The 10,055-nt window shown below is 41.5% G+C and carries 12 protein-coding genes and 1 pseudogene; 9 read left to right on the top strand and 4 right to left on the bottom strand.

Annotated elements, in window-relative coordinates; all coding sequences use genetic code 11:
- Positions 1-125: 125 nt before the first annotated feature.
- The 9 genes from sstT (at position 126) to queF (ending at position 6,040) form a co-directional block, all read left to right on the top strand.
- Complete coding sequence (gene sstT / locus HT688_RS06445) at positions 126-1,331, top strand: serine/threonine transporter SstT (protein WP_172923659.1); 1,206 nt, start codon at positions 126-128, stop codon at positions 1,329-1,331.
- A gap of 67 nt (positions 1,332-1,398) precedes the next feature.
- Positions 1,399-2,367 (top strand): aromatic acid exporter family protein, encoded by a 969-nt coding sequence (locus HT688_RS06440; protein WP_050222175.1) that lies wholly within the window; start codon positions 1,399-1,401, stop codon positions 2,365-2,367.
- 126 nt (positions 2,368-2,493) lie between these two features.
- Entirely contained in the window at positions 2,494-2,874 is a 381-nt protein-coding gene (locus HT688_RS06435) for a MarR family transcriptional regulator (RefSeq protein ID WP_000221629.1), read from the top strand.
- 97 nt (positions 2,875-2,971) lie between these two features.
- Complete coding sequence (locus HT688_RS06430) at positions 2,972-3,193, top strand: DUF4649 family protein (RefSeq protein WP_000570252.1); 222 nt, start codon at positions 2,972-2,974, stop codon at positions 3,191-3,193.
- A gap of 15 nt (positions 3,194-3,208) precedes the next feature.
- The gene (trxA, locus tag HT688_RS06425) at positions 3,209-3,523 is read left to right on the top strand and encodes a thioredoxin (RefSeq protein WP_001029581.1); all 315 of its coding nucleotides are present in this window, start codon (positions 3,209-3,211) and stop codon (positions 3,521-3,523) included.
- Positions 3,524-3,724: 201 nt separating this feature from the next.
- Positions 3,725-4,378, top strand: a complete 654-nt coding sequence (queC, locus tag HT688_RS06420; RefSeq protein WP_000828776.1) for a 7-cyano-7-deazaguanine synthase QueC — start codon at positions 3,725-3,727, stop codon at positions 4,376-4,378.
- Complete coding sequence (gene queD, locus HT688_RS06415; protein WP_000464575.1) at positions 4,378-4,821, top strand: 6-carboxytetrahydropterin synthase QueD; 444 nt, start codon at positions 4,378-4,380, stop codon at positions 4,819-4,821. Before queC ends, queD begins: the two co-directional genes overlap by 1 nt.
- The gene (gene queE / locus HT688_RS06410; protein WP_050223397.1) at positions 4,814-5,530 is read left to right on the top strand and encodes a 7-carboxy-7-deazaguanine synthase QueE; all 717 of its coding nucleotides are present in this window, start codon (positions 4,814-4,816) and stop codon (positions 5,528-5,530) included. Before queD ends, queE begins: the two co-directional genes overlap by 8 nt.
- 18 nt (positions 5,531-5,548) lie before the next feature.
- Positions 5,549-6,040, top strand: a complete 492-nt coding sequence (gene queF, locus HT688_RS06405) for a preQ(1) synthase (RefSeq protein WP_023938863.1) — start codon at positions 5,549-5,551, stop codon at positions 6,038-6,040.
- A 172-nt stretch (positions 6,041-6,212) separates the two neighbouring features.
- Here the strand turns inward: queF and HT688_RS06400 are convergent, their stop codons facing one another.
- From HT688_RS06400 to HT688_RS06385, 4 genes and pseudogenes are all read right to left on the bottom strand, one after another.
- Positions 6,213-6,881, bottom strand: coding sequence for an MIP/aquaporin family protein (locus tag HT688_RS06400; protein ID WP_050208831.1), 669 nt, complete (start codon positions 6,879-6,881; stop codon positions 6,213-6,215).
- 110 nt (positions 6,882-6,991) lie between these two features.
- Entirely contained in the window at positions 6,992-7,783 is a 792-nt protein-coding gene (locus HT688_RS06395; protein WP_000284389.1) for a DUF2785 domain-containing protein, read from the bottom strand.
- Between the two features lie 234 nt (positions 7,784-8,017).
- Positions 8,018-8,438 (bottom strand): annotated as a pseudogene (locus HT688_RS06390) (transposase); the annotation flags it as partial.
- A 221-nt stretch (positions 8,439-8,659) separates the two neighbouring features.
- On the bottom strand, positions 8,660-9,853 hold the full coding sequence (locus tag HT688_RS06385) for an O-antigen ligase family protein (protein ID WP_007284833.1): 1,194 nt from the start codon (positions 9,851-9,853) through the stop codon (positions 8,660-8,662).
- Positions 9,854-10,055: the final 202 nt, after the last annotated feature.

Raw genomic sequence — 10,055 nt, 5'->3', positions numbered from 1 at the left:
TCGGGATTATACCATATTTTCATCAGTCTCATTATCCATAAATATTCAAAAAATAGACAGAAAATTCTTGATTTTGTCTATCGTTTATACTATAATCATAATCACTACACAGAAAGGAGATTATTATGAAAAGAATCATTCATGCTTGGAACAAGGCAAGCCTTGTCAAGCGTATCTTGATTGGTATGCTTTGTGGGGGAATTCTAGGACTGACCCTTCCTAATCTCTCAGGAATTGGGCTACTCGGGGATTTATTCGTTGGAGGTCTAAAAGCTGTTGCTCCTATCCTAGTCTTTGCTCTCGTTGCTAATGCCCTTTCCCAACATCAAAAGGGACAAGATAGCAATATGAAAACTGTTGTTTTCTTGTATATCCTAGGAACTTTTGCCGCTGCTCTTGTAGCTGTACTAGCAAGTTTCATCGTCCCTATTGAAATCACCCTAAATAGTGCTAATACCGATATTGCTCCACCAGATGGGATTGGACAGGTCCTCAGCAACCTCTTGCTCAAACTGGTTGACAATCCAGTCAACGCCCTGCTTACTGCTAACTATATTGGAATCTTATCTTGGGCAGTCATTTTTGGAATTGCTATGAGAGAGGCCAGCAAAAATAGTAAAGAATTACTAAAAACTATCGCTGACGTGACTTCTAAAATTGTCGAATGGATTATCAATCTGGCTCCATTTGGAATCCTTGGTCTTGTTTTTAAAACCATTTCTGACAAGGGAATCGGAAGCCTTGCCAACTACGGTATTTTATTGGTTCTATTAGTAACGACTATGCTTTTTGTTGCCCTTGTGGTCAACCCTTTGATTGCCTTCTTCTTTATGAGACGCAACCCTTACCCTCTAGTTTGGAACTGCCTCCGTGTCAGCGGTGTGACAGCCTTCTTCACTCGTAGTTCTGCGGCTAACATTCCTGTCAACATGAAACTCTGCCATGACCTTGGACTCAACCCAGATACCTATTCTGTTTCTATCCCACTTGGCTCTACTATCAACATGGCTGGAGCAGCGATTACCATTAACGTTTTGACCCTTGCTGCGGTAAACACTCTTGGAATCCCTGTTGACTTTGCCACAGCCTTTGTCCTCAGTGTGGTAGCAGCTATCTCAGCCTGCGGTGCTTCTGGTATTGCGGGAGGTTCCCTCCTTCTTATCCCAGTTGCTTGTAGCCTTTTCGGTATTTCTAACGATATTGCCATGCAAGTTGTTGGGGTTGGATTTGTGATTGGGGTCATCCAAGACTCATGTGAAACAGCCCTTAACTCTTCTACAGACGTCCTCTTTACTACCGTTGCCGAATACGCAGCAGCCCGTAAAAAATAACTCATAAAGACAAGCCTGCTCAGGTCTTGTCTTTTACGCTTTTATTCTAACTTATTAGGAAACTCTTATGTCTATTAGCCAACGTACGACCAAGCTCATCTTAGCTACCTGTCTTGCCTGTTTTCTTGCTTATTTTCTCAATCTTTCCTCAGCAATTTCGGCTGGAATTATCGCTCTCTTGAGCCTATCTGATACGCGTAGAAGTACTTTAAAACTGGCTCGCAATCGACTCTTTTCCATGCTCCTAGCTCTGGCTATCGGTGTTCTAGCTTTTCACCTGAGCGGATTTCATATCTGGAGCCTCGGCCTCTATCTAGCCCTCTATGTTCCCCTGGCCTATAAGATGGGCTGGGAAATTGGCATCACACCAAGTAGCGTGTTGGTTAGCCATCTCTTGGTGCAAAAATCAACCTCTCCAGACCTTCTAGTCAATGAATTCCTTCTCTTTGCTATCGGTACAGGATTTGCCTTACTGGTCAATCTCTACATGCCTTCACGAGAAGAGGAAATCCAGCACTACCACACGCTGGTGGAAGAAAAGTTAAAAGATATCCTCCAGCGTTTCAAATATTATTTATCCAGAGGGGATGGACGCAACCGAGCACAGCTGGTGGAAGAATTGGACACCCTTTTGGAAGAAGTCCTCAGACTGGTCTATTTGGATCACTCAGACCACCTCTTTCACCAGACTGATTACCATATTCACTACTTTGAGATGAGACAGCTACAAAGTCGTATCCTGCGAAACATGGCCCAGCAAATCAACACCTGTCACCTAGCTGCCAGTGAGAGCCTGATTTTGGCTCAACTCTTTTCAAAAATTGCAGGTCAACTGAGCCAGACCAATCCTGCTTCTGATTTGCTAGATGAAATCGAACGCTATCTGGAAGTCTTCCGCAACCGCAGTCTGCCCAAGACAAGAGAAGAATTTGAAACCCGCGCTACCCTTCTTCAACTCCTACGTGAAGCCAAAACCTTCATCCAAGTAAAAGTTGATTTTTACAAAAATATGGACAGTAAAAAAGAAAACCACTAAAAAACAGAACTTGCCAGCATTCTTGAAAAGTAGTATAATTATTGCATGCGCAATCATCTTGTGACGCAGAGACTGCCAGTTAATGGACTTTCTTCTATTTATGACTCTAAAAAGAAAGGAGACACTATGACCTATTTGGAAAAATGGTTTGACTTCAATCGGCGTCAGAAAGAAATTGAAAGTCTCCTGGAAGAGACCATTGCCCAACAGAGCGAGCAAAGTCTGACCTTGAAAGAGTTCTACCTGCTCTACTATCTGGACTTGGCCCAAGAAAAATCTCTACGCCAGATTGACCTGCCAGATAAGCTTCATCTGAGCCCGAGCGCAGTTTCTAGGATGGTGGCTCGCTTGGAAGCTAAAAATTGCGGTCTACTCAGTCGCATGTGCTGCCATCAAGATAGACGCTCTAGTTTTATCTGCCTGACAAATGATGGGCAAAAGACACTGGCCTCGCTACAAAAGGCTGTCGAAGAAAGCTTGGAAGCAGGTTTGGATTTCTTGATTTAAGATGATTTTAGAAAAAAGTTGCGTGCGCAATCATTTTTATTGACATTCTCTTTTACAAGGAGTAAAATAAAGTCAAGATTAAACAAAGGAGTTTTATATGATCGAAATTACTTATCTAGACGCCAGTAAGAACGAAAGAACTGTGACTTTCGAATCCTATGAAGATTTTGATCGTTCGCAACAAGCTTGCATTATCGGCGTCGCAGACTACTACCCTGTCCAAAAATTGACTTATAAGGATCATGATTTGGACTACCATGGGACTTATGGAGATATCTTCTTCTATCTCAAGAAACAAGATTTAAGCCAATATAACTAAAAAAGGAGAAATACAATGGCAAAAGCAATTACAGATGCAACATTCGAACAAGAAACAAAAGACGGTTTGGTCTTAGTAGACTTCTGGGCAACTTGGTGTGGTCCATGTCGTATGCAAGGTCCAATCTTGGACAAATTGTCTGAAGAACTTTCAGAAGATGTCTTGAAAATCGTTAAAATGGACGTTGATGAAAATCCAAACACAGCTCGTGCTTTTGGAATCATGTCTATTCCAACTCTTCTCTTCAAAAAAGACGGCCAAGTTGTCAAACAAGTTGCTGGTGTTCACACAGCAGAACAAATCAAGGCCATCGTTGCTGAATTGAGCTAATCAAACGAGAGACCAAGTACTTTCTTTGGTCTCTTTTTTCTTGCCCTTTGCCATTTTTCAAAAAATATGCTAGACTGTAAGTAGAATATTACGATGTTTGGGACATGCCATCGCTAAAAAAAACCTTGACTTGGTATTTTTTAGCTCCCTCAAGGGAGCTTTTTGCGTGCTCTGAACATTTCCCATTTTGGAAGGAGTACTATGAAACGTCAATCAGCCTTGGTCGTCTTTAGTGGCGGTCAAGATTCCACAACCTGCCTTTTCTGGGCTAAAGAACACTATGAAACGGTCGAAGCCGTTACCTTTGCCTATGGCCAACGCCACCATCTCGAAATTCAAGTTGCCAGAGAAATCGCTACGGAACAGGGCATTCGTCATCACATCCTAGATATGTCTCTGCTGGGGCAAATCACTGAAAATGCGCTGACCTCTGATATGGAGATTGAGCAAAAAGAGGGAGAAGTTCCCAATACCTTCGTTGACGGTCGAAACCACCTCTTTCTATCCTTTGCGGCAGTCCTTGCCAAGCAACGAGGCATTAAAGATATCGTGACAGGTGTCTGCGAGACAGACTTCTCAGGCTACCCCGATTGTCGAGATGTCTTTGTCAAATCCCTTAATGTTACCCTCAACCTTGCCATGGATTACGACTTCGTTATCCAAACACCTCTTATGTGGCTAGACAAGGCTGAAACTTGGGAGCTAGCCGACCAACTCGGTGCCTTTGACTATGTTCGTGAAAAGACCTTAACCTGCTACAACGGAATTATCGGGAGCGGCTGTGAAGATTGCCCCGCCTGCCACCTACGTCAACATGGGTTAGATGTTTATCTCTCACAGAAAGGAGAAGCCTAATGTTTTTTGCACCCAAAGAAATCAAACAGGAAACTGGAGAGTCTCTTGTCTACAATCCTCACAGAACCTTGGTATCAAAAGAATTTACCTTTGATGCTGCCCACCACCTCTTTCACTATGAGGGAAAATGCAAATCCCTTCATGGTCACACCTATCATCTGCAGATTGCCGTCAGTGGATTTTTAGATGAACGTGGCATGACCTACGATTTCGGAGACATCAAAGCGATCTACAAGAACTACTTAGAGCCCCACTTGGATCATCGCTATCTCAATGAGACTCTTCCCTATATGAACACGACTGCTGAAAATATGGTCTACTGGATTTTCCAAACCATGAGCCAAGAGTTGCCAGACGAGCGCGGTCTCCGTTTGGAATATGTTCGCCTCTATGAAACTCCGACTGCCTTTGCAGAGTTTAGACGGGAGTGGTTAGATGACTAAGGAACGTGTCCTCAAACTACCAGTTCTGGAAATTTTCGGCCCAACCTTTCAAGGCGAAGGCCGTGCAATCGGGCAGAAAACCATGTTTGTCCGCACTGCTGGTTGCGACTATCACTGCGACTGGTGCGATTCTGCCTTTACTTGGGATGGCTCTGAAAAGCCAACTCGTATGACAGCTGACGAGGTCATTGCTGCCTTGGATAAATTGGGGAGCTATGACTATGTAACCCTATCTGGGGGAAATCCTGCTATCCTAGCAGCCAACATGGCTGAACTCGTCACCAAACTCAAGGAACGTGGTGTCACTCTGGCTGTTGAGACCCAAGGCTCCCGCTGGCAAAATTGGTTAAAAGACATCGACCAGGTCACCCTCAGTCCCAAACCTCCTTCATCCAAGATGGAAGTCAACTTTGAGACCTTGGACTTTATCGTTTCCCAACTGGATCCAGACAAGGTCACCTTTAAAATCCCTGTCTTTGATGATGCAGATTTGGCCTTTGCCCGAGGCATACAAGAGCGCTACCAACCAGATGTTCTCTTCTTATCAGCAGGAAATCCTGAGCCCAAGGCCACAGGCAATATTGTCCAAGACCAACTAGACCGACTCAAAGAACTTTGGGAACGCATCGCCGCTGATGATAGCTGGGGCAATGTCCGCGTCCTTCCTCAACTGCATACCCTCCTCTACGATAACCAACGTGGAGTTTAAGATTAGAAAGAAAAAATCATGTCACAACAAGAAGAAATGAAAAACCTAAGCCTACTGGGCAACAAAGAAACCAACTACATTTTCGAATATCAACCAGAAATCCTCGAATCCTTTGACAATCGTCATGTGGAAAATGACTATTTCATCAAATTTAACTGTCCTGAATTTACCTCACTTTGCCCAATCACTGCTCAGCCAGACTTTGCAACTATCTATATTTCCTACATTCCTGACAAGCTCTGTGTTGAGTCAAAATCCCTCAAACTCTACCTCTTTAGCTACCGAAACCACGGAGATTTCCACGAAAACTGTATCAACACCATCGGGAAAGACTTGGTCAACTTGCTAGACCCTCGCTATTTGGAGGTTTGGGGAAAATTCACTCCACGCGGTGGCATCTCAATTGACCCCTACTACAATTACGGTAAGCCAGGAACTAAGTATGAAGGCTTGGCAGAACAACGCCTCTTCCAACACGACCTTTATCCAGAGAAAATTGACAACCGCTAAACTCATACTCAATGAAAATCAAAAATCAAACTAGGAAGCTAGCCGCAAGTTGCTCAAATCACTGCTTTGAGGTTGCAGATGGAAGCTGACGTGGTTTGAAGAGATTTTCGAAGAGTATCATACGAAAAAGCCCTGTTCCTCTAGATGAGGAGCAAGGCTTTTTGTTTTTCAATTATTCTTCTGTTCCAAGGAAGTTTTTTGCAACGAGGGCTGCAAGAACCCCACCAACGATTGGTGCAAGGATGAAAATCCAAACTTGTTGAAGGGCTGCGCCACCTACCAAGACAGCTGGTGCCAAGCTACGAGCTGGATTTACTGAAAGCCCAGTAATGTTCAAGCCCACAAGAATCATCGCCATCAATGACAAACCGATTACCAAACCAGCAATCGCGCCATTGCCCTTGCTTGCTGATGTCACAGTCATGATAACCAAGACAAACAAGAAAGTTGCGATGACTTCAAACAAGAAACCACCAAAGATAGTGACACCGTTTGCCAAGGCATTTTCACCAAGGCTAGCAGTTGACATACCCGAGTTAGCCAAGAGGAAGAAGACTGCGCCAGAAGCGATGAAAGCTCCAACAACCTGACCAAGTATGTAGTTTACAAGTTCTGAAGATGACAAACGTTTGTTTACAAACATAGCAATCGAAACAGCCGGGTTCAAGTGAGCACCTGAAACAGTTCCGATTGAGTAGGCTGCCACCACGATTGCCAAACCAAAGGCAAAGGCGATTCCAAGGTGACCTAGGCCATCAAGACCATTTCCAAAAACAACAGCTCCTGTCCCGACGAATACAAGCATGAACGTACCGATTAACTCAGCAACAAATTTTTTCATTTTCTTTCTCCTTTTTTCAAAAACTAGATACTAGTCTATCAAAAGTAGGAAAGGGTTTCAAGAAAATTGATTGGAAATTTTCTTGAAAATCATAGAACTACTAGCAATACCTAATATTGAAAAGATTGAATAGCTTCTTTCAAGTCATCTTGTAAACTATTTCTCTGGTCAAGTTGGACATAGACTTCCAACAGACAGGATCTGAAGTTGGAAAATTTATAAAAATCTTCTCTTTCTTCTATCGGAAAGTCAACAGCTTTTATCCAAGAAGCTACTTGCTCTTGCGCTAACTTCCCTTGTAAAATAGGTTCATAGATCACTCTTGCTAAACGCCAATCCTCATCATCTGTAAAGCGAATCGAAACTCTTTTAAATAGTTGGCCAAGTATATCAAATACTTCATGAACTCTGTTTTTAGGAAAGTTGGGATGACAAACCACCTCTGTCAGTAAATCGGCTCCATGTGCAAAAGCATGAACCCAACCATACTGACTTGAAAAACCCGTTGTATCCTTTTCTTTTGAAAGATAATACAAACCTTGATTTAAAAGGACATTACGAATTCCTGCATTTAATTCCTGATAAAAAATCGATTGCTGGTTGGCATCTGCAGACAAGAGATTTGCATAAATAAGCGCCCTAAAAGAACGTTCAAGGGTTGACAGGCCTACCTTATCAATATCTTTATCTAACCCTCCATCAGATGAAATCCCTTCAGCAATGAAATGAAATTGTTCCTGTGTAAATAGCTCTTCCTGAATCCCTCTAGCAAAGCTTGTAAAAACAAGGTCATCACGAATTTCTGGAGAAGGATCTCCCAAATGATCAAGTAGCCACTGGATTTCTTCCTGGTTATAACTTGGTTTTTCTTCTGCTATTTTTCTAAGTAACTTTTGATACATGGTCAATACCTCTACATTTCTAGCAACTGTTCAAAAATCTGTCCTTAAATGACTTTAGCAATTTGTAAAATTAAGTTAAAGAGAAAAAGACATTTATATTCAGAGAAACAGCACATTTCTGAAAGGATACATAAATGATTTATTCCATATTACCACAAATGAACTTGTAATGATAGAACTTTATCACAAAAATCACATTTCTGTCTCAAAAATTGCGAAAAACTAGTTATATAGTCATTTAGTTTTAAAAAAGCGTTCCAAACATTCAAAAATAGTTGGGACTTCCCTTAATAAATCTGTTACTTTCTTTTTTCAAGATAGCCCAAGCTTGCTCAATAGGATTCAAATCTGGTGAATAAGGCGGTAGAGGTAAGAAAAAGTGTTTATCTTGGATGCAGAGTTCATCCAAAATGTTCTTGGGATCAAAACTAGCATTGTCCATGATAATAACATGAGGTGTCTTCAAAGCAGGCAGGAGTTGCGTTTTGAACCACTCCCCAAAGAAATCGCTTGTCCTGCTGTTCTTGTAAATCATGGGAGCTATAAACTCTCCGTCTACTTGTCCTGCAACAATTGAAGTTCGCTCAAAACGACGTCCGCTAATCTTTTCATAGACTTTCTCCCCTCTAGGAGCCCCTGCATAAGGACGAGGGAGCGCTATTGTATAATAGATTGAAACTAGAATAGTACACCTCTACTTCTAAAACATTGTTAGAAATCTATTTGACTGTCCTGATTGATTCATCCTGTTCTTATCTCATTTCACTATATTCACCGGTAGTGAATCTCTACAGAGGACTTACACCTCAGATACACAACATGCCCATCGCATAAAAAATCTCCTACCCAAGGTAGAAGATTTCAATCTTATAAAACTTAATCCGTCATGTCCGATACCAAGGTTCGATGCTCCAATGGAACACTGCACATAACTAGCAAGAAAATGAAACCTGACTGAATCCAGAAGAGGGCCAAGTCAAAGATTCCATGCACAGCAACCACTGTAAGGAAAGACAGATAAAGACCGATAATCGGACGTTTCCCCGACTCCTGACTCATATCCATCATCAAGCGAACAGGAGCAACAGAAGACAAAACTAATAAAATGGTACCCACAATTCCGTAACTCAGAATCGTATCAATATAAAGACTGTGGGCATGTTCATGATAAGGAGCATGTATCCGAGGATAAGAGTGCATATAGGTCAATGGCCCTTCACCCCAAAAAGGATTTTGCTTAAACAAGGCCATCCCAGCATCCCAAATAGAAATTCGTTCTTCCATAGAAGAATCTAAAGTCCCCATCCGAACTCCCAAATCACTGGAAAAGAGGAAGCTCAAGCCAATCGCAAATACCCCAATACTAAGCCAAAAGGCCTTCCAGTTTTTAATAGTCGTAAAGAGATAGATGATTGCTCCAGCGATAATAGCAGGAAAAGCAGTTCGATTTTGCGTAAAGTTCAATCCAAAGAGATTAACAAAGCCTGCAATCACACAGAATACTTTCAACCAATTCAACTTGGTCGTTGTAAATAGATAGAAAGCAATCATGATACAGAAACAACAAATAATTCCATAATAATTAGGATTAAAGAAGGTCACTTCTGCACGATTCTGATGCCACACCTGCATATTGGGTGAAAGAAAAGCATAGTTGAATTTCTTCACAATTTGGAAATGTTCTAAACTCGCAAAAGCAGCTGACAAGACGCTACCAAACAAGACGAGCTGCAAAATTAATCGAAAGAATTTATGTGATAAAATCGACTGATATTGTAAAAATAAAATAGCAAACAAAAACATTCCTACTGAAGCCACAAGACCCATCCAATTTTGTGCAAGAATGGATATAACAGTACTATAGCCAAGAAAAAGAAGCAGCATCGGATGCTCCCCCATTTTCTGAAGAATACTTTTCATGTCTCCTGTAAAAATCAAACTGATAATATATAAACAGAATACAACTACAAAAAGATAAAAGGGCAAAAAGATACTCAGGATAATTCCCAATAAAATCAGCTCTTTACTAGACAACCCTATCAGCTTTTCAATAAAGCCTATTGATTTCAAAATGAATCCTTTCTCTCCAAATCAGCTGATTCAGATAATAGTAAGCTATCCTATATTATACCACTTTTTTAACAATTTGAAAACAAAGGAAACGTTTTCCAAAATAAAATGTAATTCGAATGTGATAATTGAAAGTTCTATAATGAAGTTAGCCACCCAGCCCTCCTAAAAATTAGATGGTTCAACTAGCTTATAGCTAGCC

This window comes from Streptococcus sp. 1559 (assembly GCF_013276735.1).
Taxonomy (GTDB): domain Bacteria; phylum Bacillota; class Bacilli; order Lactobacillales; family Streptococcaceae; genus Streptococcus; species Streptococcus pseudopneumoniae.
This window is presented reverse-complemented; position numbering and strand designations above follow the sequence as displayed.

Excerpts from the sequence above, each read along its gene's own strand:
- HT688_RS06440 (WP_050222175.1), top strand. The coding sequence starts at position 1,399 with ATGTCTATTAGCCAACGTACGACCAAGCTCATCTTAGCTACCTGTCTT.
- HT688_RS06430 (WP_000570252.1), top strand. The coding sequence starts at position 2,972 with ATGATCGAAATTACTTATCTAGACGCCAGTAAGAACGAAAGAACTGTG.
- queD (WP_000464575.1), top strand. The coding sequence starts at position 4,378 with ATGTTTTTTGCACCCAAAGAAATCAAACAGGAAACTGGAGAGTCTCTT.
- sstT (WP_172923659.1), top strand. The coding sequence starts at position 126 with ATGAAAAGAATCATTCATGCTTGGAACAAGGCAAGCCTTGTCAAGCGT.
- trxA (WP_001029581.1), top strand. The coding sequence starts at position 3,209 with ATGGCAAAAGCAATTACAGATGCAACATTCGAACAAGAAACAAAAGAC.
- HT688_RS06435 (WP_000221629.1), top strand. The coding sequence starts at position 2,494 with ATGACCTATTTGGAAAAATGGTTTGACTTCAATCGGCGTCAGAAAGAA.
- queE (WP_050223397.1), top strand. The coding sequence starts at position 4,814 with ATGACTAAGGAACGTGTCCTCAAACTACCAGTTCTGGAAATTTTCGGC.
- HT688_RS06400 (WP_050208831.1), bottom strand. The coding sequence starts at position 6,881 with ATGAAAAAATTTGTTGCTGAGTTAATCGGTACGTTCATGCTTGTATTC.
- queC (WP_000828776.1), top strand. The coding sequence starts at position 3,725 with ATGAAACGTCAATCAGCCTTGGTCGTCTTTAGTGGCGGTCAAGATTCC.
- queF (WP_023938863.1), top strand. The coding sequence starts at position 5,549 with ATGTCACAACAAGAAGAAATGAAAAACCTAAGCCTACTGGGCAACAAA.
- HT688_RS06395 (WP_000284389.1), bottom strand. The coding sequence starts at position 7,783 with ATGTATCAAAAGTTACTTAGAAAAATAGCAGAAGAAAAACCAAGTTAT.